General features: G+C 71.6%; 29 protein-coding genes and 1 pseudogene. 4 read left to right on the top strand and 26 right to left on the bottom strand.

Translation table 11 applies throughout. From position 1 onward, the window contains the following. Positions 1-219: 219 nt before the first annotated feature. From AB0A97_RS13600 to AB0A97_RS13700, 21 genes are all read right to left on the bottom strand, one after another. On the bottom strand, positions 220-1,431 hold the full coding sequence (locus AB0A97_RS13600; protein ID WP_361148528.1) for a tyrosine-type recombinase/integrase: 1,212 nt from the start codon (positions 1,429-1,431) through the stop codon (positions 220-222). A gap of 66 nt (positions 1,432-1,497) precedes the next feature. Then, positions 1,498-1,710, bottom strand: coding sequence for a helix-turn-helix domain-containing protein (locus AB0A97_RS13605; protein ID WP_361148530.1), 213 nt, complete (start codon positions 1,708-1,710; stop codon positions 1,498-1,500). A 456-nt stretch (positions 1,711-2,166) separates the two neighbouring features. Further along, entirely contained in the window at positions 2,167-3,639 is a 1,473-nt protein-coding gene (locus AB0A97_RS13610) for an ATP-binding protein (RefSeq protein ID WP_361148532.1), read from the bottom strand. A 2-nt stretch (positions 3,640-3,641) separates the two neighbouring features. Next, positions 3,642-4,493: a bifunctional DNA primase/polymerase gene (locus AB0A97_RS13615; protein WP_361148534.1), complete on the bottom strand. Its 852-nt coding sequence runs from the start codon at positions 4,491-4,493 to the stop codon at positions 3,642-3,644. Continuing rightward, complete coding sequence (locus tag AB0A97_RS13620) at positions 4,490-5,188, bottom strand: SAM-dependent methyltransferase (protein WP_361148536.1); 699 nt, start codon at positions 5,186-5,188, stop codon at positions 4,490-4,492. Before AB0A97_RS13620 ends, AB0A97_RS13615 begins: the two co-directional genes overlap by 4 nt. A 110-nt stretch (positions 5,189-5,298) precedes the next feature. Then, positions 5,299-5,700 carry a hypothetical protein gene (locus tag AB0A97_RS13625; RefSeq protein ID WP_361148538.1) on the bottom strand — a complete coding sequence of 134 codons (402 nt, stop codon included), beginning with the start codon at positions 5,698-5,700 and terminating at the stop codon, positions 5,299-5,301. After that, complete coding sequence (locus AB0A97_RS13630) at positions 5,697-6,263, bottom strand: hypothetical protein (RefSeq protein WP_361148540.1); 567 nt, start codon at positions 6,261-6,263, stop codon at positions 5,697-5,699. Before AB0A97_RS13630 ends, AB0A97_RS13625 begins: the two co-directional genes overlap by 4 nt. 11 nt (positions 6,264-6,274) lie before the next feature. Next, complete coding sequence (locus AB0A97_RS13635; protein ID WP_361148542.1) at positions 6,275-6,463, bottom strand: hypothetical protein; 189 nt, start codon at positions 6,461-6,463, stop codon at positions 6,275-6,277. Positions 6,464-6,493: 30 nt separating this feature from the next. Next, entirely contained in the window at positions 6,494-6,745 is a 252-nt protein-coding gene (locus tag AB0A97_RS13640; RefSeq protein WP_361148544.1) for a hypothetical protein, read from the bottom strand. A 141-nt stretch (positions 6,746-6,886) separates the two neighbouring features. Then, positions 6,887-9,094: a cell division protein FtsK gene (locus AB0A97_RS13645; protein WP_361148546.1), complete on the bottom strand. Its 2,208-nt coding sequence runs from the start codon at positions 9,092-9,094 to the stop codon at positions 6,887-6,889. Positions 9,095-9,239: 145 nt separating this feature from the next. Beyond that, complete coding sequence (locus tag AB0A97_RS13650) at positions 9,240-9,434, bottom strand: hypothetical protein (RefSeq protein WP_361148548.1); 195 nt, start codon at positions 9,432-9,434, stop codon at positions 9,240-9,242. Between the two features lie 9 nt (positions 9,435-9,443). Beyond that, positions 9,444-9,650, bottom strand: coding sequence for a hypothetical protein (locus tag AB0A97_RS13655; protein WP_361148550.1), 207 nt, complete (start codon positions 9,648-9,650; stop codon positions 9,444-9,446). Positions 9,651-9,731: 81 nt separating this feature from the next. Then, complete coding sequence (locus tag AB0A97_RS13660; protein ID WP_361148552.1) at positions 9,732-9,923, bottom strand: hypothetical protein; 192 nt, start codon at positions 9,921-9,923, stop codon at positions 9,732-9,734. Between the two features lie 97 nt (positions 9,924-10,020). Continuing rightward, positions 10,021-10,287, bottom strand: coding sequence for a hypothetical protein (locus tag AB0A97_RS13665; protein WP_361148554.1), 267 nt, complete (start codon positions 10,285-10,287; stop codon positions 10,021-10,023). Continuing rightward, positions 10,284-11,147, bottom strand: a complete 864-nt coding sequence (locus tag AB0A97_RS13670) for a protein spdB (RefSeq protein ID WP_361148556.1) — start codon at positions 11,145-11,147, stop codon at positions 10,284-10,286. Before AB0A97_RS13670 ends, AB0A97_RS13665 begins: the two co-directional genes overlap by 4 nt. Then, the gene (locus AB0A97_RS13675) at positions 11,144-11,395 is read right to left on the bottom strand and encodes a hypothetical protein (protein WP_361148558.1); all 252 of its coding nucleotides are present in this window, start codon (positions 11,393-11,395) and stop codon (positions 11,144-11,146) included. The genes AB0A97_RS13670 and AB0A97_RS13675 overlap by 4 nt, the downstream gene beginning before the upstream one ends. Next, positions 11,392-11,844 (bottom strand): Pycsar system effector family protein, encoded by a 453-nt coding sequence (locus AB0A97_RS13680; RefSeq protein ID WP_361148560.1) that lies wholly within the window; start codon positions 11,842-11,844, stop codon positions 11,392-11,394. The genes AB0A97_RS13675 and AB0A97_RS13680 overlap by 4 nt, the downstream gene beginning before the upstream one ends. Continuing rightward, complete coding sequence (locus tag AB0A97_RS13685; protein WP_361148830.1) at positions 11,841-12,080, bottom strand: DUF6284 family protein; 240 nt, start codon at positions 12,078-12,080, stop codon at positions 11,841-11,843. Before AB0A97_RS13685 ends, AB0A97_RS13680 begins: the two co-directional genes overlap by 4 nt. 137 nt (positions 12,081-12,217) lie before the next feature. Next, positions 12,218-12,511 carry a hypothetical protein gene (locus AB0A97_RS13690; RefSeq protein WP_361148562.1) on the bottom strand — a complete coding sequence of 98 codons (294 nt, stop codon included), beginning with the start codon at positions 12,509-12,511 and terminating at the stop codon, positions 12,218-12,220. A gap of 127 nt (positions 12,512-12,638) precedes the next feature. Next, positions 12,639-12,878, bottom strand: a complete 240-nt coding sequence (locus tag AB0A97_RS13695; protein WP_361148564.1) for a hypothetical protein — start codon at positions 12,876-12,878, stop codon at positions 12,639-12,641. Positions 12,879-12,964: 86 nt separating this feature from the next. After that, positions 12,965-13,435 (bottom strand): pRL2-23, encoded by a 471-nt coding sequence (locus AB0A97_RS13700; protein WP_361148566.1) that lies wholly within the window; start codon positions 13,433-13,435, stop codon positions 12,965-12,967. Positions 13,436-14,058: 623 nt separating this feature from the next. Between AB0A97_RS13700 and AB0A97_RS13705 the strand changes: the two genes are divergently transcribed. Continuing rightward, positions 14,059-15,189 (top strand): XRE family transcriptional regulator, encoded by a 1,131-nt coding sequence (locus AB0A97_RS13705; protein ID WP_361148568.1) that lies wholly within the window; start codon positions 14,059-14,061, stop codon positions 15,187-15,189. Here the strand turns inward: AB0A97_RS13705 and AB0A97_RS13710 are convergent. Both AB0A97_RS13710 and AB0A97_RS13715 read right to left on the bottom strand, forming a co-directional pair. After that, positions 15,173-15,961, bottom strand: coding sequence for an NUDIX domain-containing protein (locus tag AB0A97_RS13710; RefSeq protein ID WP_361148570.1), 789 nt, complete (start codon positions 15,959-15,961; stop codon positions 15,173-15,175). The two genes, AB0A97_RS13705 and AB0A97_RS13710, sit on opposite strands and share 17 nt — an antisense overlap. A 286-nt stretch (positions 15,962-16,247) precedes the next feature. Continuing rightward, positions 16,248-18,050 (bottom strand): FAD-dependent monooxygenase, encoded by a 1,803-nt coding sequence (locus tag AB0A97_RS13715; protein WP_361148572.1) that lies wholly within the window; start codon positions 18,048-18,050, stop codon positions 16,248-16,250. A 93-nt stretch (positions 18,051-18,143) separates the two neighbouring features. Between AB0A97_RS13715 and AB0A97_RS13720 the strand changes: the two genes are divergently transcribed. Next, positions 18,144-18,587 carry a MerR family transcriptional regulator gene (locus AB0A97_RS13720; protein ID WP_361148574.1) on the top strand — a complete coding sequence of 148 codons (444 nt, stop codon included), beginning with the start codon at positions 18,144-18,146 and terminating at the stop codon, positions 18,585-18,587. Between the two features lie 10 nt (positions 18,588-18,597). On the opposite strand, the gene AB0A97_RS13725 is transcribed toward AB0A97_RS13720, so the two are convergent. The 3 genes and pseudogenes from AB0A97_RS13725 to AB0A97_RS13735 form a co-directional block, all read right to left on the bottom strand. Beyond that, on the bottom strand, positions 18,598-20,049 hold the full coding sequence (locus AB0A97_RS13725) for an amino acid permease (RefSeq protein ID WP_361148832.1): 1,452 nt from the start codon (positions 20,047-20,049) through the stop codon (positions 18,598-18,600). Positions 20,050-20,136: 87 nt separating this feature from the next. Further along, complete coding sequence (locus AB0A97_RS13730; protein ID WP_361148576.1) at positions 20,137-22,260, bottom strand: phage holin family protein; 2,124 nt, start codon at positions 22,258-22,260, stop codon at positions 20,137-20,139. A 135-nt stretch (positions 22,261-22,395) separates the two neighbouring features. Beyond that, positions 22,396-22,586: pseudogene (locus tag AB0A97_RS13735) on the bottom strand (alkanesulfonate monooxygenase); the annotation flags it as partial. A gap of 154 nt (positions 22,587-22,740) precedes the next feature. Here AB0A97_RS13735 and AB0A97_RS13740 point away from each other — a divergent pair. Continuing rightward, a complete protein-coding gene (locus AB0A97_RS13740; RefSeq protein ID WP_361148578.1) occupies positions 22,741-23,565 on the top strand; it encodes an MBL fold metallo-hydrolase in 825 nt (274 codons plus the stop codon). After that, positions 23,562-24,182, top strand: coding sequence for a VTT domain-containing protein (locus tag AB0A97_RS13745; RefSeq protein ID WP_361148580.1), 621 nt, complete (start codon positions 23,562-23,564; stop codon positions 24,180-24,182). Before AB0A97_RS13740 ends, AB0A97_RS13745 begins: the two co-directional genes overlap by 4 nt. Positions 24,183-24,249 lie beyond the last annotated feature (67 nt).

Genomic DNA, 24,249 nt, shown 5'->3' on the forward strand with positions numbered 1-24,249 from the left:
GTCCGCGGTCTGCCACGGCTCCTGGTGGGCCGGTTCGCGGGCCGGAGTGCGCCGGCCCGTGAACCGGTGCCTCAAAGATGCCGGGACGCGGCGGGAGGGTCGATTACCCGGCAGGTAATGTCGACCCCGCCCGTTAGAGGGCTCCATCCGCAGGTCATGGACTAGAACCCCTTGTTTGACACCACGGAGGGAGCCAAACAGGGAGCCATCGCCTTGGTTTTACTCATCAGCGGGCTTCTGCGCCGACCTGTCATCCGACGTGAAGATGGTATCCATAGCCTCCGCCCCACCTGCGATGACGGGGCGGATCTGCTTCCGATAGACCCGCTCAGTGACAGCGGTTCCGCTGTGTCCGACCAACTGGGCAATGGTCTCGATCGGGACGCCGATAGCTGACAACAGAGAGACGAAGCTCGTTCGAAGTTCGCGAGTCGTCCATTCCTCCGGCTGCCGGAACTCCACCTCAGGGCACTTCAGGGCGGCTTCTTTCAGCAGGGAACGCAGGTTCTTCCGAACGTTTGTGGAACTTCTCTGAGTCCCCGTCGGACCCGGGAAGACCAAATCCTCCACACTCCACCGCCTACCTGCCTTACTGCACTCCTCCTGCTGCGCCTTTCGATACGCAGTCATCACGCTGGCGGCCTGTTCCGGCATTGCGAGTGACCGTCGACTCAATCTCGTCTTTGTTTCTCCTTCACGACGTACTGATCGCCATACGTCTACGTGCGGCCTCTCACCCTCACCTACGTCTGTGTGCACGTGCGCCCAGACTAGCGCCCTTTCCTCTTCCGTTCTGACGCCCACCAGCAACGCCAACACCACGTAAGCGTGAATCCAACTTCCTCGCCTAGTGGTGAGCACTGCCTTTGCCTGCTCAAGGTTCAATGATTTGCTGGGGCGCCCACCCTTCCCTTCGGGGAGGTCAACGAAATCGGCGACATTCACACCAACACACCCCCTCCGCTGCGCGTGAGCGATCGAGCGATGCAGGATGCTACGAATCCTCTTAAGAGTCTCGCGCGACAACTTCTCACTCTTCCCCTCTAGCCAATCGTCCACTTCATCTGCTTGAAGTTCACGCAACTTCGCCTTCCCCAGGTCGGGAATCACGTGATTCCTCGCTAGGCTGGTATACGCCTTTACGCTCGACTGACTCCGCCCCTTCAACCCGCGTCGCAGCCAATCATTCACCGCGTGTTCCACCGTGTATGAAGGCGAAGAGTTGATACCGCCCTCAATCTCGCGACGCTTCTCCCGCAACTTCTGGCGAACCTCAGCCTTGGTCGCGCCTGAAACTTTTGGCCGCCTGCGCTTGCCAGCAGGTGTGTATCCAAGCGAAATGGCTCCAATGTACCTGTTCTTCGACTTGTCCCAGTAGATCGTGTCTTCTCCGTGGCCAGCTCTGCGGGCAGGCTTTGGCGTCTCGGTCATGCGGTAATCTCCAAACCGGGGGGCCGCACCCGAAGGCGCGGCCCGGTTGATGAGTATGAGAGTGAGTCAGGCGGAGGCTTCTGCCTCGCCCTTCAGCAGTTCGACGTACCGCGCGATGTACTCAGGCGGGATGAGTCGCCGACGGCCGATGCGAACCGTCCGGAGGCGCCCTAGGCGGATCTCCTCGTAGACCAGCGAGCGGCCGATACCCAAAGCCATCGCCGCCTCTTCCGGTCGGTACAGAACTCGCTCAGCGGGAGCGGCAATCGTGATGCTCATCCAGGTGTCTCCTCAGCGGGGGGCGTTTCGCGGGGGCGCGCGTCTGTCCGAAGTGGGGATTTCTGCGTCACCGCGTCACCTGCGTCATAGGGCGGGCCTGACCTGCGGTTTTTGTGTGACGCAGAGCGTCGGGGGTGCGTCACCGGTGACGCAGGCCGTTCGTCATCGGTGACGCAGATGACGCAGGATGACGCAGACTTCGGGGTCTGCGTCACGGGTTGTTCCCGCAGGTCAGGGCCCGCTTTTTCGCCTGCGGGTGACGCAGTGACGCAGCCGTCCCCTACTTAGGAAAAAAGAGGGGGCGGTTGTAGTAGTGCGGTGCGGCTCAGAGCGCGAAGAAGGAGCCGCTTCGCGGCGCGACCTTTGCAGGGCGGCGCTGCCGCCGAACAGCAAGAAGAGCACCCCGGGCGGGGCGACGGGTGCTCTTCTTGCTTGTCCGGCACACCGTACGGCCGGTCAGAATGCCCGTTCCTGCTCGTGCGCCGTGCTGGGTTCGCGGGCCACTTCGATGTAGCGGCCTTCCCGTGTGCGGCCAGGGTCGATGAGGACGCCACGGGCGGCCAGGGTCGGCTGGAGACGCTTGAGCCGGTCGGAGAGAACCTTTCCCGTGGTGGGCCAGCCTTTGGGCAGGGGGCGGAAGTCGTCGCCGGTGTAGAGGCTGCTGAGGCAGTGCAGCCACTCGGTGGAGGTCTTCCGCTGCTGCTGGCCGGCCGCGATGGTGGCGGCGTGCCGCAGGACGGTCTGCGCCAGCAGGTCGCCTTCGATCACGTCGTCGTTGAGGTCGTCCAGGCTGGCCCGGTAGGCGTCCAGGGTGGCCCAGCCGGTGGCCGCGTCGAGCTGTGCGCACAGGTGCGCGAAGTCCGCCATCCGCAGATCGGTAGGCGTCTCCGCCACGGCCGCGCGCACCTTGACCGTCAGATCCAGCAGCGACCCGAGCACAATGGGCAGCGCTTCGGCGTACTCCGCCCACAGTTCCGCTTCGGTGCGCCGCACGCGCGGGCGTTCCAGGCGCAGGGGCAGGAGGCGTTCGGCGAGGTCGGGCCGGATGACGCCTACGTCGATGCCGGTCAGCAGCAGGGGGCGGCGGTAGCGGGCGCGGTGCACGTCCCCGTCGGTGAACAGGGCGCGCTTGACGCTTTCGGCGCCGGTGACGATGCAGCACATCGCGTCCGACAGGTCCGGCGTCATGTGGGAGAGGTTGTCCAGGGCCGTGATCCATCCGGCCGCCACCGCCGTGACCAGACTTTCTTCATCCTTCGGCGCGCGGCGCAGGTCCCCGCTCATGCCCTCAACGATCCGTACAAGCATCCGCCCGCCGGTGCTTTTGCCCGCGCCTTGGGGGCCGGTGAGGAACGGGGCGGGGACGGGCACCGACGGCCCGAGGCAGCCGATCAGCCAGGCGATAGCCAGGCATTCGGTGGCCGCGCCGGCGAAGTTGCACAGCCGCAGCAGCAGATCGATGCCCTTGCCGTCCGTGTCCCTGGCCGGCAGCGGCAGTTCCCCGGTGAGCTGGGTGCGCCGCCAGCACACCTCGCGCGGATCGGGAACGGTGATGTCCCAGCCGGTGGGATGGATGCGCACCGACTGTCCGTCGGTGCGTCCCAGATCGAGCCAGGTGGCGCCGTCAAAGCCGGGGGCGACGCGGATGTGCACGGGCTGGACGTGCTCGGTCAGTGCAAGTGCTTCGATCAAGTCCAGTGCCTCCTTGAGGGCGGTGCCGTTGAACACGCCGCGCCCGTCCCTGAACAGGCCGACCATGAGTTCCTGGCGGTGGCTGCCGGTGGTGCCCTGGGAGCGGATCGGGCGGGCCACGGGGTGGCCGTTCTTCTGCGCGTACACGGTCCCGTCCGCGGTGCGGAAGTAGCGGAAGTGGGCCTGCGCGTAGTCGGTGATGACCTCCCGCGCCGGGGGCTTGTCGTCCTCGGACACGGCTACACCCCCAACTTTGCGCGGGCGTTGGTCCAGGCGTCCGTGCAGTGCCGGGCGGTTTCGCCCCTGGCCTGCGCGGCGGCGAACAGCCGCGTGACGTGGCCGTCGGTGAGGCAGCCGCACCGCCCGTGCCGGGACAGCACCGCGAGGAACGCCCCGTAGACGGTGGCGTGCACCGCGCTGCGGGCGTCGGTGATGCGCTGCTCCGCCATGGCGATGCCGCGTTCCAGGTAGGCGGGTGCGCGGTGCGGGCACTGCCCGCCGCCGGCGGGTGCGGGCGCGGCGATGACCGGCCGGGCCGCGGGCCGCTGCTTCACGACCAGTGCGCGCACGGCATCGGGCAGACCGGCCGCGCGGGCCAGCAGACCGGGCGGCGCCCCGGGACCCGGGCTGATCCAGCGGGCGTAGGCCATGCGGGACTTGATGTCCACGCCGGGCCGCACCCCGTTGGCCGACGGCATCGTGCCGCGGTAGAGCCAGTGCTGGCCGCGGGTGGTCGCCACGACCACGGTGCGCGGCAGGCTGGCCTGTGCCCAGGTGATGGCTTCATCGTTGTCGAGGTCCAGCACGGTCAGCCCTGCCCCGGCGGGGTGGTAGGCGACCGCCCCGGCGCCCTGCCATGCGGTCGCCCATGCAGGCGAGGTGATGACGCCGGTCTCGGTGGTGGCGGCGGCCCAGCCGTGGCAGGGAGCCGGGCAGGTGCAGGGGCCGGGGGTCTTCATGTTCGGGCGCCCACCGCATGAGGTGTAGAGGCACGCGCGGCAGTTGGCAAAGGGGACCTTTCCCTTGCGCAGCGGCAGCACAGGAATCCCGGCCGCGGCGAGTTCCAGGGCCGTACGGAACGGCGCGCTCATGCGGCTACCTCCAGCTCTGTACGGAGGTGGGCCAGGGCGGCGCGGCCGATGTGCCGGGCGTAGGCGGGCGGGATGCATTCGCGGATGCCGTCGCGGTTCATCCACGGCACGCCCATCACCCGCCGGGCCAGGGGGACGCCGGAGAAGTTGCCGACGTACTGCCCGTACCAGCCGGGCGGGACGGGGCGGCCCATCTTGGCCTGCGGCACGGTGTGCGGCGGGTGCGGGGGCGGGGTGAAGGTGAAGCCGCCGCCGGTCTCGAAGTACCGGTGCCGGTACGTCTGGAGGCCGAACATGGCCCCGCACAGCATCACCGGGGAGAGCAGCTTGACCGCGGCGCCGCGTACGTTCTCCATGACCCACGGGCGGCCGGTGGCTTCCAGCGCTTCGCGGGTCGGTGCGATCAGGTCGGGGTGCGCGCGGCCCCGGATGCGCTGGCATTCGCTGTCGTACTGGCACGGCGGAGAGGCGTGGATGAAGTCGAAGGCGGCGCCGAACTCGCGGATGAACTCGATCGCGTCGCTCTGGTGGAAGCTGAGCGGGTAGCGGGGCTGAGCGTCCTTGTCGACGCCGGTCACCTCGAACCCGGCCAGGTGGTAGCCCATGCCGGCGCCACCCTGGCAGCAGAACGCATCCAGCAGCCGCGGCCGGAACGGCCGGTCGGCGTCTCGCCGGACGGGGGCAGGTTGAGTCATGCTGGAGACCTCCAGTTGAGTGCTGGGAGAGAGGGCGGCCCCGGTTTCATTGGCGTGAGGTTGGGGGCCGCCCTCGTGTGCGAAGGTTTCGGGCTTGCGCGGTGCCGTGGTCAGCGACGGCCGCGGCGGGGCGGGGGCGGGTGCCGGGGGCGGCGCCGCAGGTGTTCCGTGCGCATGGCCACGTCTTCCAGGGCGTGGGCCAGGTCGGTGGCGCGCGGGTGCGGGGCGCCGGTCTGCTGCTCGAAGTCGGCCGTCAGCTCGGTCACGAGCCGGTGCAGGTGGGCGATGCAGGGTTCGCGGAGCGGGTCGGCGGAGACCTCGGTGTACCCGGCCCGGTCCGGAATCCCTGTCACCGTGGTGCGTTCACCATGGCGGTCGGCCGCCCATCGGCCGGTGTCCGGGTCCTGCACCGCTGCTGTCAGCTCGTGCACCCACTGCCCGACGCGTTCGTCGAACTGACCGACGGTCTCTTGCCAGTGGCGGCCGTCCGGACCGCGCAGCATCCGGGTCACGGCGCCTGCCGTGCGGGGCGGCCGGCGGCCAGGTGCTGGCGGTGCCAGGCGGCGTATTCCTGGCGGATGTAGCCGCGCGGGTCGCGGGCGGCGTCCAGGGTGTGCGGCGGGACGGTGCCCGCGCCGGGGCTGTCGCCGTCGGCGTTGCGGTCCAGGGCGAGCAGGCGGCGGGCGGCGTCGGTGGCGGCTTCGGCGGAGGCGGTGGAGACGTTGATGGCGTCGTCCAGCAGCGCGAGGCGGTCCAGGGCGGCGGCTTTGCGCAGACAGAAAACACGGTTGCCCGGGCCGCTGTAGCCCGCCGCGGCCGCGGCGGTTTCGGCGACCCAGGTGAGTTCGTCAGTCAGGAACGGCGCGCCGGCGTAGGCGGCGTCCGGCGACGGCCACAGGGCGGCTGGCTGCCCGCCGGGGTCGGGCCGGTGGTCGGCGGTGACGTACAGCCGCTCCCGGCCCGGGGTGCTGCGTGAGGGGTAGCGGCGCACGGCGCCGGTGCGGAAGGCGGCTTCGAGCGCGGCGGTGACCGGCCCGGCGTCGGCGGCGTCGCAGATGACGCGGATCTCGAACACGGTGGTGCTCCTTAGAGGTTGCTGAGGGCGTTGACCACGGCTTCGCTGAGCTGGTTGACGGGCCTGGAGGCGCCGGTGGAGGCGAGGTAGAAGCCGAACATCACGGCGACGAAGGCGCTTCCCCAGGTCAGCGACCGGGAGCGCAGCAGGAAGAACAGGACCAGGCCGAACAGGAAGATGAACGAGACGGTGACCGCCACGGCGGTACCTCCTTTGCGGGTCGGGGTTGGTCAGCGGGTGCCGTCGCGGTGGATGCGCGCGGCCAGGTTGTACAGGCGCCGGCCGCGGCGGATGCGGATGCCGTGGCCGTCGCAGCGGCGGCAGTGCTTGCCGCGCCGGGGCCGTCCCTTGCGGTCGGTCTTGAGCTGGAAGCCGAGACCGGAGCAGCGGCGGCAGCGGCCGAACGGGCTGCCCGCACACAGCGCGGCGTAACCGAGCGTGACGGCGAGCCAAAGGGTGATAGCGAGCAGGGCAGGGGGCATCACGAGCCCTTCCAGGCGGGTTTCGCGGGCTTGCGCAGGTGGGCCACTAACGCCTAGCGGCCTGATCAAGCTGGGTGCGGGGCGCTAGCGGAGGGTCTAGCGCTAGAGGAGCGACCATCTAGCGCTAGACCGGTACCGGGGTCAGCCCGCGGCCCGCCTTTGGTTGCGCTGTGTGATGGCCTGGACGACGTGGGCCCTGGTGAAGCCGGTGCGGTTGACGGTCTTGCCGTTGACGCGGCGGCCCACCTGTCCGGTGCTGATGCCGTGCGGCTTGAGCGCGGTGGTGAGCTGTGCGGCCTTCTCCGCCGGTTCCAGGCCGGCCCACGGTCCGTAGACCTCGGGCCGCAGTTCGGCGAGCAGATCGACCGTGGTGTCGTTCCACGGCCGGGGCGTCTTCTCGTGCACCACGGCGAGGATGTCGGCCAGCAGGTCGTAAGCCGGGCCGGTGACCTCCTCGGGAGCTTCCCCCAGGGCGTAGCCGGACAGCCGTCCAGCCTTTTCGCGCACGGTGCGGGCGCGGGCGGCGATCGCGTCGGCGCCGGGGGCGTCCACGAAGGCGGCGGAGACGATACGGGCGTCGGCCCCTTCACCGACGAAGTAGTGCAGGCCCTTGTCGCCCCAGGCGAACATCGTGGCCCGCACGCCGCGCTTGTAGGAGCTGGTGCCCAGCACCATGTCGTTCTCGGTCTGGCCCATGACCTTCAGGCACCAGCGCGCCCCGGCGTTCGCGCTGATGCCGGTGGGCAGCGACTTCGCGTCGGGGCGCTGCGTGGCCAGCAGCAGTACGATCCCGGTCGCGGGGCCGCGCTTAACCAGGTCGGTGGCAATTTCCTCGAACTCCTTGCCGTGGTCGGAGTGCTCGAACAGCACCTGGCATTCGTCCACGCCGATCACGATCGGGTGCAGGCCCAGTGAGCGTTTGTCCGCCAGTGCGCTGGTCACCTTTGACTCCGGGCAGATGTCCCGCGGCAGGGAGCGGATCACCTTGGTGCGGCGGCGCAGTTCCTCACGCAGGGCGCGGAAGTCGGCGAGCGCATACTGGATCGTCTCGTCTTCCTCGCCGACGCCGTGCCGGTGTGAGACCTTCTCGCCGACCGGATCGAGGTCACCGGTGCCCTTCATGTCGTAGGTGTGCAGCTCCGCCCGCGGATCGAGGGCCGCGATCAGCAGCAGCAGGCGCAACAGGAACGTCTTGCCCATGCGGGGGATGGCGCCGATCACCCCGGCGATGAACATCAGGGTGACCTCGACCCAGCGTCCGCGCTGGTCGGTGCCGTACGCGACGGGCTTGAACAGGTCCACCGCCCCGGACTTGGCCAGTGGCCAGGCCGGCTTGCGGGCCGACTTCAGGTCCTGGTCGCCGACCCACAGCACCAGCCGTCCGGTGTGCTCCTCGGAGACGGCCTCCGGCCACACGCAGCCCAGCGGCCGGCGCAGGCCGGAGGCGAGACGGTCGCGACGCTCGATCACGTCGGTCACGGTCACGCCGTAGGGGAGGTTTCCTTCCGCGCGCCAGCCGGGGCCGTCGCGGGTGATCGGGGCGGTGAACTCGAACCCGTCCTGACCCTTGGTCTGCGCCTGATTGATGGCCGGGATGCCCAGGGCTCCGAGCGCGCGCAGCACGATGTCGGACGTGAGCTTGGTGGCCTTGGGCAGCTCCACCGCCCGATGAATGACGGGATCGTCCGCCCGCCGCCCGGCCGCCCCCAGCGCCATCGTCACCGCGCCGACGGTCAGGGCCAGCAGCCAGCCCGGCGCCAGCACGTACAGGGCCAGGGCCGCCCCCAGGCCGGTGAACAGGCCCAGCACGGCGGCCAGGGCGCGCAGCCGCACCCGGCCGTCACGCTGACGCGAGAGCTTGAGGTATTCGCCGGCGTCTTCGCGGCGCACCGCGGCCAGCCGGACCGGCTCGCCCTCACGGTCGGCCATCCACCGCAGCGCGCCGCCGACGAACCGGGCCGCCCCGGCCGGGACCTGCAACGCCAGGCGGGCGGCGTAGACGGGGGCGCGCAGTGCGTGGTAGCCGGTGGCGTGCGCGTAATGCCGGGCCACCCAGGCGGCGGCCGTCTTCAGCTCCGCCGCCGACCGCAGCCACAGCGGGATCACGTCCCGGCGCCGGGCCCCGGCCAGGCGGCCCAGGTACCCGGGGCCCGCAGCAGCCGGCGCCGGCCGGTCCACCATCACCGGCACGGTCGGGTCCTCCGCCGCGTCCGGTGCGGGTGCGGGCGGTTCGGGTGCGGTGCGGGCCGATCGCGCCTTGTCCAGGTCGACCACATCGGCGCCCGGTTCGGCGTTCATTTCGGCTTCGAGCCGGTCGAACAGCTCGTCGTCGTCATCGGGATGCTTCACTGACAGTCCCTTCTCTCATCAGGGAACGGGGCCCGGGACGGCCGTCCGGCCGGCAAGCACGTCGGCCGTCCCGGGGCACAGTTACTTGCACTTCACGCCCGGCCCGGCGCGCCCAGAGCGCACGGGCGGGCTTGGGGGCGGGCGGTCAGCCGACCGCGCGCAGCTCGGAGGTACGGCACAGCACGGGGCCGATGTGGATGCTGGCGCCGTGCACGGTCCAGCGGCCGTCCGTGCGGTGCGTCGGCGGCGCCTCGTCCACGATCCGGCCGGTGCGGCCGGCCGCGCGCGGGTCGTCCTCGCACGAGACGATCAGGACGGTCTGACCTGCGTGGAAGCTCATAGTCCGCGCCTACAGGGCGCCGCGCTGCTGGAGTTCGCGCGCGATCTCGTCCTGGTCGATGACGTGCGCGGCGGCCAGCAGCCCGTTGCCGGGCGCACCGTCGCAGTTCGCCTGCTTCTGCTCCGCCAGCAGCCGGTAGGAGTCGTGCAGTTCGCGGTCGGTGTAGCGGGAGTAGTCCGACGCGTCGGAGGCGTCCCGGATGTACCTGCTGCTCATAATCGGCCCTTTCGGCGGCGGGCCGGGACTGTCCCGGCTCCCCTCACCGCCCGTACGAGACGGACGGATCGGGCAGCTCGGTCAGCCGCGGTATTCGCGGTACTGGCGCCAGCGCGGCAGCGACCGTTCAGCGGCCACGACACGATCGTTGGCGGCCACGGTGGCGTCGGACTGGTCACGGTCGCGGCGGCTGGCCTCTTCCAGGTCCGCCTTCGCTTCGCGGTACTCCGCGCGGTCCTCACTGCTGCCGATCAAGCTGTCGAACAGGCCCATGACGGGCTCCTCTCGTCTCGATGGTTGACCGGGGCTGTCCCGGCTCCCCTTGCCGCCCCGGCGGGTGCCGGGGCGACGCGGGCAACCGTCCACCGGGTCACAGGTCGAACAGGCCGCCCTGCACGCCGTCCGGCCGGGCGGCGTTGACGGCGGCCGCCTGCCGTTCGGGCACGGCCGGGTCGGCGGGCGCGGCCGTCAGGCGCACCCAGCCGCCCGCCGTGCCGACGTAGCTGTCGTGCTCGCGCGGGCACCGGCGGTCGGTTTTCGCGTGCGGCTGGCCGCACTGGCCGGTGCACTGGCAGCGCCACGAAGCGCGCGTCATGACCGCGCGGAACAGGTCCGCGCACGCGATCGGCGTGGTCATGCGGCCACCCGCTTCCATGCGGCACGCAGGCGAACTTCGGAGGCGGAGTGGCCGGCCGCGCGGAAGCGGACGGCCATCTCGCGGTAGGACAAGGCCGGGACTTCGCTGTGACGGATCTGGTCGACCAGTGCGTCAAGCGCCTCGTCGGTGAGGGCCGGCGCGGTTCCCGGCGTGAGCGCTGGAACCGGTTCGGTGGGGCCCCACACCGGCAGGTCCCAGCGGGGTGCGGCACCGGGCGTGACGGCCCCCGTCACGCAGGTCAACGCCCGTGCGGTGTCTTCGCCGTCGTGCGCCGTCTCCAGCGTCGACCACGCCCGTGAGAGGGCGCGTGCGGTCCGCGCCCGGACGCGTGCGACGCGGGCACCGGCCTGTGTCACGGCCGTCAGCCGGGTCTCTTCGGTGGCGGCCTCCGCCCGTAGCCGGGCGCGGGCCACGGCCGCCTCGTTGCGCGCTTCCTGCTGGATACCGCGGATCGCACCGAGCGCGCCCGGGGTGAGGGCGGTGCGCTCCCACAGGCCGTGCACCAGCCACAGCGCCTTGGCCGCGACGGGCAGCCATGCCACGGCCAGCCACGCCCCGGCGGACTCCCCGGCGGTCAGTGCGTGGGCGATCAGGACGCCGGCCGCCAGCAGGCCGAAGCACCAGCCGACGACGGTCACCGCGCGGTTGTGATCGCCCTGTGCAGCGAGGCGGCGTTCGTAGGCGAGGGTGGCCAGCCATCCGCCGTCGATGCCCAGACCGACGACCACGGCCACGGGCCAGGGCACCATCGGGCCGAGCCACATGACGACCACGGCCAGGGTGAGCACCATGGACACCGCCGTCATCGCCACGGCGGGCAGCACCGTCTTAGCCTTCATGCCGCACCCCCGACCGGCCCGGCGTGGGCAGGCCCGGCGACAAGTGCCTGTCCCGGAGCGTCCACCTCGGAGTGTGTGAAGTAGACCGGCGTGCCCAGCTCGCGGGCGTAGGCGATCTCGGCGCGGGTGTAGTCCAGCGGGCCGTCCAGGATGTGCTTCTGTTCGGCGAGCTGGCCGGCACGGTAGGCGCGGGGGTGCAGGCGGCGGTAGAGGCGGTGCCGCAGCGTGGGGCGGGGGCGGCGCTTCACCGGATGCCTCCCACCGTGAGAGCGGCGGCCACCACCAGCAGCAGACCGCCGGCGAGGGTCAGGTCGATAGCGCGGCGCAGCCGGCCGTACTTGGCGACCGCGATGCGGGAGAGCACCAGGATGTGCTGGGCCCGCCGGTCGTGGCTCAGCTCGTCGCGGATCTGCTCGCCGGTCAGCGTCGCCCAACGCGGGAAGCCCGTGCGGGCGCCGGTCAGATCGGGGCGGACCGTCGTCAGCAGCAGCGCGACCGCGGCCAGCAGCGCGAGCACTCCCAGGGACCCGACGAAGCGGCCGGGGAGCGGCACGTGAACCGATGTGGCTGCCGTGGCGGTGCCCAGCAGTACCGCACCGTTGAAGGCGCTCAGTAGCGCGACCTTCGTGTCAGTGCGGGCGAGCTCGGCTTTCACCTCGGCGTGCGCGGCGGCCAGTGCCTCGTGCAGGGTGCTCATGCCCCCACCTCCGGCACGTCCAGGGCGCGGTTGGCCAGGTCCCGGCGGGCGGCCAGCAGCCGACGCCGCGCGCGGCGGATGCGCTGCTCGTCCAGCACGGTCGGGGCCCGGTCCAGGACCGCAATTTCCGCGTCCAGCAGATCCCGTTCCGCGAGGATGACGGGCAACTCGCGCTCGATGGCGTCCAGGTCCGCCGCCGTCGGTCCCTGCACCGGGTCCCCGACGGCGGCCAGCATTCGTACAGTGGTCACGGGTCGTGTGTCCTCTCAGACGGGACGGCCCAAGCGGTCCCCGGGGGTGTCTCCCCGGGGCCGCGGCCGTTCGTGACGGGCGCGGCCGGACGGCCGCGCCGGTGCGGGACGGAAATGGCCGGTCAGGTCTGCCCCGGCCGGGGCAGGGCACGGCACTTTTCGGCGTGCTCCTGGGCCCACGCGCGGGATTCCCGCTCGAAGTCGTCCGTGGGATCGGCGGCGTGAATCACATCCCGCCAGCAGCCCGAGCAGCGGCCGAGAACGTCAACCGGGTCGGGGACGGACCAGGCGTCATACCGCTTGATCAGGTCCACGGTGGCCCCGGCGACGGTGAGGTACCGAGCGAAGACGCCCTCAGGCCAGCCGGCGGCGAGGAGGGCCGGACTGGCGGCGGTGTAGTGGATAGGCTGGGTCATGACGGCTCCTCCCGGAGCCGGGGCGGTCCCGGCTCCCCTCACGGCCGGTACGCGACCGGCGGTGAGGGCAGCCGGCGGCCGGTCCCGGCCTTCCGGCCGGGACCGCCGCGCGGATCAGAGGTGCGGGTCAGGCGTTGAAGGTGAGTCCGCCGCGGTTGCCGCCGGTGAAGTGCGTGCCTTCTACCCCGTCCTCACGGACGTTGGTGCCGGTGTAGGTGGTGCCGGTGCTGGTGTTCTCGTACGTGTCACCGTCACCGGTGTGCACCGCGCCACTGCCGCCGTCGGCGAAGGTGCCGATCTCCCCGGCCTGGAACACCGTGCCGCGGTTCTCGCCACCGTTGATCTCGTTGTGCACGTGCTTGCCCATGAAGACTCCTGCGGGTCGCCGCAGCCGGACCGTCCGGCCACTGCACCCCGCATCCGGCGCGGGTGCGGAGCACGGTGGCGGGAGGGTCAGGCACCGAGGAAGGCGCCGGCGGTGTTGACGAACGCGTCGTGCGACTCCAGCGCGGAGCGCCGCATGGCCTGGAGTTCGGCCAGGTCAACGGCGTCACGCATGACGTAGGTGGCGGTGGTGGCCGCCGCGGCGGCGGTGCGTACGGTCCCGTCGGAGATCAGCAGCCGCAGGCGGACGGCCGGGTCGGTGATGGCGCTGCGGGTACGGTGCGACTCGTCGCGCAGTTCCTGTATGCGCTGTGCGCTCTGCCCGGTCAGGTCGGCGTCGCGGACCTCCCACATGGCGCGGCGATGGTCGGACAGGGCCACAGCCAGCGCGGTAACCGCGTTCATCTGGTCGCGGCGCTGCTGCTCACTGCGGGCGGAGACACGCTCCATGCGGGCCGCCCGGTGCTGAAGCAGCCCGGAGACGGCGGCACCGGCCAGGGTGCCCAGTACGGCGATGACGCTGGCGAGCATGGTGTCCATCAGGAACCCCTCAAAGTCGAAAAGGCGTGAAGTACGAGCGATCACGGCACCCCGCCGCCCGGCATCGCCTGCGCGGCGGCCGGACGGAAGGGACCGTGAACACTGGTGCTCAACCGCGCGAATGATTGGGGTGCGCGGGGGTGACGCGGTGGGCGTAGCCGGCGCCGTGCCGGTCCAGCACGGGCGGCGCCTAAGGCGTTCGCCGCATCGGAACCTCCCAGGTAGGAGGGGAAGTTGCGGGTGTCTCCTTCGGGAACACGAGCTCCCGTTTCAGGCGTATGGAGATGTGACCTTTCGGTCTAAGCCCTCCGGATGACAAGGCCCCGGGCGCCTCCCCCCGTCCACCGCGGGGCTCCTGGTCGTTCGGTTGTGCACCGCCAGCGGGAGCGATCCCCGCCCTCTGGTGCGCACCAGAAGAGTCGCATCTGGTGCGCACCAGAGTCAAGGGTGTTCGCCGGATCGATTGGCGGTCACCCCCGGTGGCGCACCTCTAGAAGACCGGCCCGGTGGGGTGATCCGGTAGCCAACAGGGCTTAACCCCGGCACTGTTAACCCCTGTTGACCTGCGGGGATATGCGGCATCCTGTGAAGGTCAGTTACTCGCCCACGCCGGACGGTGAGCAGTGAGCACAGGACTTCGAAACGCGCGATCTGCCCGAGGTTGGTCTCAGGAACGTCTAATCCGCGAGATCGAGCTGTACGCCCGGAAGCGCGTCCTTGATGTCGCGTCGACGGCGAGTCTGCGCGTCTACGTCTCTGAGTGGGAGAACGGCAAGCGCGCCATCTCCGACCGCTATGCGGCCATCCTCCGGCCGCTTCTTGGGACGACGGACGCAGAGTTGAGAGACGCTCCGGCCCCCGCAGCGCCGGCCGTAGCCGATGGGTACGACGAACTGTTACTCCGCATCGACTCTGCGACCAGCGTCAGTCCGTCCATGGTCAAGGCGTTCTACGACCAGACAGAGCTGTTCCGAACGATGGATCGCGAGAAGGGAGCTAACCGCCTTGTCGACCAGATGGCGGAACACTTGCGTTCCCTCGAAGAAGCCCTGAACTTTGCAGTGTTGCCGAACACTCGCCAGCCCGTGGCCCTCGCTTTGGCCGGCGCATCCACGCTCGCAGCATGGCAGGCACTCGACTCAGGAGCCGTCGAACGAGCATGGAGACACTACGAACTCGCCAAGAGGGCCGCGCGCGATGCCGAGGAGCCGATGTACCTCGCTCACGCGATGGCAGAGCAAGCGTATGTGGTGAGCGAGGCCGGGCGGCCAGCACTTGGCGTCTCCCTCGTTCGCGACGCACAGCGCGCCATCGGACAAGCCGGTTCGCCGAGATTTCGGGGGTGGCTACACGCTGCCGAAGCCGAGCTCTGCGCCCGTGCAGACATGCCCGATGATGCCCGCCGTGCGCTTGATGCGGCAGACGCGGCGGTCCCGGCCGGGGAGGGCGATCGTGATCCGGACATGCTGAGCATCTTCCTAAACGGTGCCCACCTCACGCGGTGGCGCGGGAATATCCTGGCCATGCTGGGCGATGACGAGGCGGTTGGCAGCCTGTATGAAGCTCTCGGCACCGCAGACCCGACGTTCGTGCGCGCGAAAGCAGGGCTGCACTGCGATCTAGTGCAAGCTCACCTGGCCCGTGCCGAGTACGACGACGCACAGACGCACCTTCGGCAGGCGCGTCTGCTGGCGAGCCGCACAGGATCTGTGCGGCAGCGCCGTCGCGTCGATCTCCTCAGTTGGAGGCTGTAGAACTTTGCTTCCGGCGGCCCGCCAGGATGTGGAGCAGGGCCACGAGCGTGCCGGAGCCCATGAGATCGCCGCGAGCCATCAACGCCGGGATGTCCGCCAACGGAACCCATTCGATGTGGCCGGCCTCTTCGAGGTCCGTGGGCGAGCCGACGTGCTCGGCCCCATGGGCAATGAAGATGTCGTGCGGTGAGTCGACCATGCCCACCATGGGTTGGTAGGTGACGACGTGCTCCACAGACTTCGGACGCCAGCCGGTTTCCTCTTCGACTTCCCGGATCGCCGTATCGGCTGGGCTCTCCCCCTCGTCCACGATCCCACCAGGGAGTTCCCACCCGAACCGCTTGGGAACGAAGCGGTACCGCCACATCATGAGCACGCGGTCTTGGTCATCCAGCACAGCGACGATGGCCACGTGGTGCAGCCTCACGACATGGTGCTCGAAGCGCTTCACGCCGGGCGGCTCAACGTCCCAGAGATCAAGTTTCACCCAGCGGTTGTCATAGACGGTCCGCTCACCGTAAATGCGCCAGGGTTCCAACCCTTCCGGCGTCTTCACGCTCACACCACCGGGGACGCGGTACGAACTCCGGCCGCGCACTTCCAGTGCCCCTTCAGACACCAACCGCGCCAGCACCTGCCGAAGCGCGGTACGGCCAATGCCGAGCTGCTCCACAAGCGCACGCTCGGACGGCAGCTTGTCACCAGGGGCAAGCTCGCCGGTCGCGAGCCACTTATGAATCGTCTCGTAGACCTTCGCTGTCTTCGGACCCATCCGGCGGGCACCCTCCCCTTTAACTGTTGCGTACGCACTCGCCAACATACCTCCTGCGCCTATCGGAGAATCCTTGAGACGTGATCTCTCAGTTGCCATGCGCCGCCGGGGAGCCAAAGCGGGAGCCATCAGCGACAGTCCGGGCTGGACTTCCATGGACATCCGGAGACAGGTACAGCCTGCCGACACTGGATGGCAGATAGCGCCAACCTGCCCTACCTCACCTCTACCCTCCTGCCATTTACCCGGCAGGTAATGGGCCGGGCCTGGGGGCGGTTTGCCATGGTCAAAGGCCCGTCGGACGTCCGTGGGAGATCCGTCGGTCGCCGGGGGCGTCCGGCTCGTCCCCCTGGCCGAGCAGCGCGGCCAGCGTCCGTTCGACGGCGGTGCCCGGGTCGGCGGCGAGGCGGTCCGCGCGCCAGGCCACGAAGTGGTCGGGGCGGACGAGTACGGCTCCGTCGGGCGCCAGTCCGGGAAGGGTGCCGTCGGGGACGCGGTGCGCGCTCAGGGTGATGCCGAGGGCGGCGGCCGCCTCCGTGGCGGCGGGCAGCCAGGGCGCGCCGTGCGGCCCGGCGAACAGGGCCCAGTCGGCGCCGACGAGGTCGAGGGTGGAGGTCCGGCCGTTCTCAAGGGCCTCAAGGGCCTTGAAGGACTCAAGCGTCTCAGGAGTCTCAAGGGAGCGGTGCGGCAGGCGGTGGCCCGGATGCACATGGTCGGAGAGGAGGTCGGGAGCGGGCGCGGCGTCGGGCGGGACCACCGCACCCGAGGGGTACGCGTAGCGCATCATCGCCCGGATGTAGTCCCGTACGGCCAGCTCGTACAGCGCGTTCGGGTCGCCGCCGAGGGACCGGTAGCCCTGGTGCATGATGCGGGAGAGCGCGAGGGAGGCCCGTACCGCGGCGCGGCGTTCCGGCTCGTAGGTGTCCAGCAGCCGTGCGGCGGCCTGTCCGCGGAGCACGGCGGCGAGTTTCCAGGCGAGGTTGTGGCCGTCCTGGACGCCGGTGTTCATCCCGAGGCCGCCGGCCGAACTCTGTACGTGCGCGGAGTCCCCCGCGAGGAAGACCCGGCCGCGCCGGAAGGCCGAGGCCGTGCCGACGGCCGCCTCCCAGGCGTTCAGCGCCGTCAGGTCGACGGGCAGGCCGGGGTCGCCGATGGCGGACCGCAGCAGGGCCAGGGCGCGGTCCGTCGGGAGCGGCGCGATGCCGTCCGTGTCGTCCGGCCGGTCCGGATAGTCCATGAGGTGGGAGACCCACCGGTCGCGGCCGTTCGCGCAGAAGACCGTCGCGTAGACGTCCGCGTTCCGTACGAAGCACGCGGTTTCGCGCAGTCCGGCCGGCGTCCCGGTCGGCAGGTCGGCACGGTAGAAGGCGGTGTGCAGCCGGGCGACCACCTCGCGGTCGGGCACGGTGATGCCCAGGAGGCGCCGTACGGTGCTGTGCGCGCCGTCGGCGCCGATCACGTACCGCGCGGTGATGCCGTACTCCTCGCCGGTCGTGGTGTCGGCGAGCCGTACCCGCACACCGTCCGAGTCCGAGTCCGATTCCGGATACGCGTTTGCGTCCGCGTCCTGTTCGAGACCGGTCACGGCGATGCCGGACCGCACGTCGCCGCCGCATCGCAGCAGCTCGTCCGACGCCAGCCGCTGTATCTGGAGGTGATTGAGCACCAGCCGGCTGTCGACCGGACTGCAGTTCCGCAGCCACCGTACGTACGGCTCGGGAGGCGCCACGTGCTGCCGCTCGCCGCCCAGCGCGCTGTCCGCGAAGACGGCCTGGAACGGCTCGGGGCCGTACCAGCCGGTCCGTTCGACGGTGTCCTGGAGGCCCGCCGCCCGGAGCAGTTCCAGTGTGCGGATGCTGCTCATCGCCCGCGGCGGGCCCGTGAAGGGGTTCCGCTTGTCCACCACGAGGGCGGGCACGCCCCGCTGGGCCAGGAACATCGCCGTGGTCAGTCCGACCGGCCCGGCACCGACCACCAGCACCGGAACGGTCGCGGGGAGCGGCCGCCCCGCCGTCGGCCGCTCCCCCGCTGCCACCTCCGGGCCCGCCGCCGCAGGCTCCGCTTCCGTCTTCGTGTCGCGTAGGCGCACAGCACACCGTCCTTGGTCCCCCGGCCCGGTCCGTCGCCGGGCCCGGTCCGCCCAGCCTGGACGCTCAAGCCGACTTGAGCGCAAGATGGGGCCGTGCCGCCCCGCGACGAGGACGACGAACTGCATGCGATCAGTGAAGTGGCCCGCTGCTTCGGCCTGTCGGTGGCCACGCTGCGGTACTACGACGAGCTGGGACTGCTGCCGCCCGCCGGGCGCCGCGGGAACGTACGGCACTACGGCCGCCGCGAGCTGCGACGGCTCGCGCTGATCCAGCATCTGCACCACGGCGGGATGCTGAGCCTCGCGGACACCGCCGCCGCACTCGGCGAACGCGGGCCGGACGGGGTGCGGCGGCCTCCTGGGCGGGCGGTGCTGACCGGTGCGATCCAGCTCATCGAGGACCGTGTGGCGGACCTCCAAGCCGCGCAGCAGCGCCTCGCCCACCTGCTGACCTGCCCGAAGGACGACCCGGTACGGGAGTGCACACAGCTGCGTGCGGAACTGGACCGGAACGTGACGCAGGCGCTGGGCCGCTGACGGCGCGCCGTCAGCGCCCGGCCTCTGCCGCCCCTCCGGCCGTGGGCTGCTCGACGGCCGCGGGCTTCTCGGCCGCTACCGGTCCTCCGGCGGCGGTGAGCACCTCGGCCGCTGCGGGCCCCCCGGCCGCCGCTTCCTCCGCGCGACGGCGGCGGCCCGTGCGGCGGGCCGCCATCCAGGCGTAGACGAGAATGCCGGCGAACAGGAACAGCACGCCCTGGTAGATCGCGGCGTATCCGGCGCCGGCCACCAGCCAGAAGGTGAAGCCGAAGGCGACCAGCGCGAGCACCAGGTCCCGCACGAAGCGGGCCGGGCGGACCTTGTCGCGCTCACCGGTCAGCAGGAAGTAGATCTGGGCGCCCGCGGCGAGCAGGTAGGGCACGGTCGCCGAGAACGTCGTGATCAGGACGAGGATCTCGAAGACGCCGCCCGCGCCGATCAGGTAGTTGAGCACGGTCAGGGCGGTGGCCAGCACCGAGGCGGCCAGCACGCCGAAGGTCGGCACGCCGCGCTGCTTCTTCAGGAAGGCGGCGGGGAACAGGCCGTCCTTGGCGGCGGCGTACGGCGACTGGGCGCTCATCAGCGTCCAGCCGTTGAGCGCGCCGACGATGGAGACGACTGCCGCGATCGCGATGACCGTGCCGCCCCACTGGCCGCCGAACATGGCGTTGACCGCGTCGGAGAACGGCGCCTTGGAGTCCACCAGCTTGTCGTGCGCGACCGTGCCGAAGACCGAGACCGTGCCGAGGAGGTAGACGACGGCGGCGCCGATCGTGCCGAGGACGGTGGCGCGGCCCACGTTGCGCTCGGGGTCGCGCACTTCGCCCGCGCTCATCGCCGCGGACTCCACGCCCACGTAGCTGTAGAGCAGGATGGCCGCGGCGGCCGACATGCCGCCGATCGCGCTGCCGCCGCCCTCGTTGAAGGAGCCCAGGTTGTCCGGATCGAAGAAGAACAGCCCGACGATCGCGATGAAGAGCAGCGGGACGAACTTCAGGACGGTGGAGACGAGCTGGACCGCGCCGACGTAGCGGGTGCCGGCGAAGTTGGAGAGCGCCGGGAGCCAGAGCGCGACCAGCGCCACCAGCAGGTCCATGCCCTTGGAGTCGTGCCCGGGGAAGAGCACGTGGACGTAGCCGACCGCGGCGACCGCGAGGGCCGCGTTGCTCACCCACGTCATGGTCCAGTAGGACCAGGCGGACAGGAATCCGGCGAAGTCGCCGAACGCCTCACGGGCGTAGACGTAGGGGCCGCCGGTGTCCGGATGGCGGGCGGCCAGCCGTCCGAAGACCAGGGCCAGCGCGATGGCGCCGACGGTCAGGACGCCGAAGGCGACCAGGCTCACGGTGCCGAAGGGGGCTACCGAGGCCGGCAGGAGGAAGATGCCGCCGCCGATGATGTTTCCCATCACCAGACAGATGGCGGTCCCTAGACCGAAGCGGCGGGTGTGCCGGTCGTGCATGGCTGGGGTGAGCCTCTCGTCGTGCTGTGCGGGCCCGGAGGTGCCGGGCGACTGCTCATCGTCTTCGACCTGCAACGTTGCACAAAATCAGCGGGTTTTGTCCCGCGCGGCACCGTCGGCCGGTGAAAATACTTCGGGCGCGGGCCCTCCCGGCCGCAGTTCGTCCGCCGGACCCCCGAGGGGTATCTGCGGCCCGTCCACCTCACGCAGCCAGCGCCGCAGGATGGCGTGGATCTGCTCGGCACCGGTCGGTTCCGTGCCGTCGGTGGTGGGCGGGGACAGCTCCGCGGGCCACAGCAGGAAGGGGCTGCTCTGCTCGCCGCCCAGCCCGCCGTGCGAGCCGATCTGGTCCTCGAAGGCGTGCACCGCGCCGGTGGCCGGGTCGCAGGAGGAATTGACCATGATGTCCGCCGTGTGCGGGAAGCCGTCCGTGCGCCGTACGGCGTCCGCGGCGCCCGCGCCGAAGCCGGCCAGGGGGTCGTGGCCCACGATCCGGCCGGTGTCGAGGTGGTGTTCGGCGCCGCCGGGCCCCAGCACCACGGCGCCGTCCGTGGCGGAACGGACCAGCAGGAAGCCGATGCCGGGGTGGTTGGCGAGGGTGGCCAGCAGCGCCGGGTGGCGGCGCTCGATCTCCTCGCGGGTGACCCGGCCGGGAAGGTCGGGGAAGGACACCAGGCCCAGATTGCCGGAGGCCAGGACGACGGGGTCGGACGGGCCGCAGCCGTCCGCGCCCTCCGGGCGGTGCAGCGCGGCGCGGGCCGCCTCGCGCGCCTCGGCGCCGCTCGCGGTCCGCCCGGCGCGCCGGGAGACGGGCAGGCCGCAGCCGGCCCGCACCAGGTCCTCCAGGCCGAGTCCGTAGCTGTCCAGGAAGGTCGCGCCGGGGCTCTGGCCGTGGTCGGAGAGCAGGACGACGCGGTAGCGGCGGGGGGCGTACTGCGCGGCGTCGGCGATCAGCCCGACGGCGCGGTCCAGGCGGCGCAGCACCTGGTGGGTGTCGCGGTGCCGGGGGCCGGAGTGGTGCGCCACCTCGTCGTAGGCGACCAGGTCGGCATAGACGGCCGTACGGCCGGCCAGCAGGTCGCCGATGACGGCGGCGACCACCACGTCGCGCTCGACGACGGTCGCGAAGGCCCGGATGAACGGGTAGAGACCGCCGCGTCTGACGCGCGGCGTCTCCCGGCGGAGCCGGGACCGCACGGACTGTCCGATCTCGCGGAAGACCTCGGCGAGGAAGGACACCGCCGTACGGGTCGCGTTGGCCGGGTCGGAGAAGTACGCGAAATAGCCGGCGCGGGAGCGGTTGTGCCGGCCGCGCCGGGCGGCCACCGACATCACCAGGGCGAGCTGATCGGCGCCGCCGCTGAAGAGGTTGCCGCGGCTCGCGCCGTCGAAACCGAGCAGGCCGGCGTCGCCCGTGCGGGCCTCGGCGCGCTTCTGGAGCTCGACCGCGCCGCTGGGCCGGTTGCTGACGATCAGCCGGCGGGTCTCCTTCTCGTACCACCGGAAGGCGGGCAGGTCGTGGTTGGTGCCGTGCAGGATGCCGAGCTGGCTGGCGCCGGTCTGGCTGGACCAGTCCGTACGCCACGGGGTCAGCCGGTGGGTGCCGCCGATCAGGCCCGCGACCGTCCCCATCAGGGGCCGCTCGCCGCTGGTCGCCTCCCGCAGCAGGTCGTGGCCGAGGCCGTCGAGCTGGAGGAAGACCGTGCCGGGCGCTATGGGCCCGGGGTCGCCGGGGGCGCCGCGGCGGCGGCCGTGCCGGCGGCCGGCCAGCCGCACCAGGCGGCGGCGGTACGCGTCGTCGTCCCGCACCGCGAGGAAGGTGGAGGTGGCGGACGAGGTCGCGGACATCACGGCGGCGACGATCACGGCCGTCTCGGGCGCGGCCTGGCCGCGTCCCTCGGGAATCAGTCCGAGGGCGACCAGCAGCAGCGAGCCGTTCAGGAAGAAGACCAGCAGCCCGAGGACGAGGGCGGGCACCAGCAGCAGGGCCCGTACGAGCAGGGGCCAGACCAGGGCGCTGAGCAGGCCGAAGGCTCCGGCGCCGAGCGCGGCGGTGAGGAACGTACGGGTGAGACTGTCACCGCTCGCGGACTGGAGGCGGAAGTCGGGCAGCAGGGCGGCGAGCACCAGGAGCGTCAGCGACGACACCACCCAGACCGCCGTCACCCGCAGCAGGGCTCCGCCCGCCGTCCGCCACCGGGGCCGCCACATGGCGCGCTCACCTCGCTCCCGCCGCTCGTCACGCTCCGACACCCTCACCGGGCATCACGCATACAGCGTGTCACAGCCCACTGACAGCGCGGTGGGACGGCGGCACCAGCGGCCGGCCCGGCGCGTGCCGCTGACACCGGTGGGGGTGAGCGCGCCCTCGAAGGCCAGTTGTTCGGCGGCGCGGGCGTTCTGGGGTGGGTAGCCGAGGGCGGCGGCGCGCTGCCCGCCCGCGGTGCCGACGGGCACGTCGTGTCCGCCGCCGCCGACATGTTGTCGGCTGTCGCCGCAGGCAGGATCGGCAGGAACCAGGGGGAAGTGAGCGTCACGGGCGCGGGCCGGCGAGCGGGTCGGCCGCCGGTCACAGCCCGGCCTGGCCGGCGCCGGAGCGCGATGAGGCAGGATCGGAGGGTGCGGTGTAGGGCGGGCGGGGGGTGCGCCCGCGCGCGGCACGCCGTTTCCGTTTCCGGTCGGGAGGTCATTGTGGCGGTGGAGGTCACCTGGTGGGGACACGCCACCGTCACGGTCACCGATTCGGGCGTACGGCTACTGACCGACCCGCTGTTCACGCGGCGGCTGGCGCACCTGCGGCGCCGCCGGGGCGAGCTGCCGCCGCCGGGCGCGGCCCGCGCCGACGCCGTACTCGTCTCCCACCTGCACGCCGACCATCTGCACCCCGCCTCCCTCGCCCGCCTCGGGCCGGGCACCCGGGTGGTGGTGCCGTGCGGCGCCGTCGCCGCGGTACCGGGGCTGCGGCGGGTGGCTGCGGCGCGGGGGCTGCGGGTCACGGAGCTGCGGCCCGGCGAGACGGTCACGGTCCGCGCCGCGCATCCGGACGCGGACGGGTACGGGTACGGGTCCGGTGAGGTGACCGTCCGCGCGGTGCACGCGGCACACGACGGGCGGCGGCTGCCCTACGGCCCGCACCGGGTACCGGCGCTCGGCTATGTGGTGCACGGCGCGGCGACGACGTACTTCGCGGGCGACACCGGGCTCTTCGACACCATGGCCGAGGAGGTCGGCGCCGTCGACGTGGCGCTGCTGCCGGTGGGCGGCTGGGGGCCGTTCCTCGGGCACGGCCACCTGGACGCGCGGCGCGCGGCCGAGGCGGCGGCCCGGCTGGCGCCGGTCAGCGCGGTGCCGGTGCACTACGGCACGTACTGGCCGATCGGCCTGGACGCGGTGCGCCCGCACGAGTTCCACTCCCCCGGTGACGAGTTCGCCCGGCAGGCCGGGCTGCTGGCGCCCCGGGTGGCGGTGCACCGGCTCGCGCACGGCGAGTCCGTACGGCTGGCGGCGGCGCGGTGACGGGCGGGCTGGCGGGCGGCGTGCCCCCCGAGACGACCCAGCAGGTGGTGGGCTACCCGTCGCTGTTCCTGCTGGTGGTGCTGGGGTCCTTGGTGCCGGTGGTGCCGACCGGCGCGGTGGTCAGTTCCGCCGCGGTGGTGGCCTTCCACCAGCGGTCGCCGTGGGCCCTGCTGATCGTCTTCGGGCTGGCCGCGCTCGCCGCCTTCCTCGGTGACCTGGGGCTGTACTGGCTCGGGCAGCGCGGCGTACGGTCCCGCAACGGGTCGCGCTGGCTGGAGCGGCTGCGCGACCGCGCGGCGCCGGAACGGCTGGCGCGGGCGCAGACCAAGCTGCGTGAGCACGGGGTGCTGGTGCTCGTCCTGTCACGGCTGGTGCCGGCCGGGCGGATTCCGGTGATGCTGGCGTGCCTGCTGTCCCGGATGCCGCTGCGGCGCTTCGCCCGCGGTGACCTGCCGGCCTGTCTGGCCTGGGCGGTGACGTACCAGCTCATCGGCCTGCTGGGCGGCTCCCTGTTCGGCGAGCCGTGGCAGGGCGTGGCGGCGGCGGTCGGTCTGACGCTGGTGGTCAGCGGGGCACCCGCGGTGTGGCGGAGGCTGCGCCACGAAAGGGGCGGCTGAGCGGCCGCACGCGCCTCCCCGGCCACCGGCCGCCCCCGCCTCGTCCGGCCACCGGCCGCCCCCGCGC

The sequence above is a fragment of the Streptomyces sp. NPDC045470 genome, assembly GCF_040646595.1.
Lineage (GTDB): Bacteria > Actinomycetota > Actinomycetes > Streptomycetales > Streptomycetaceae > Streptomyces.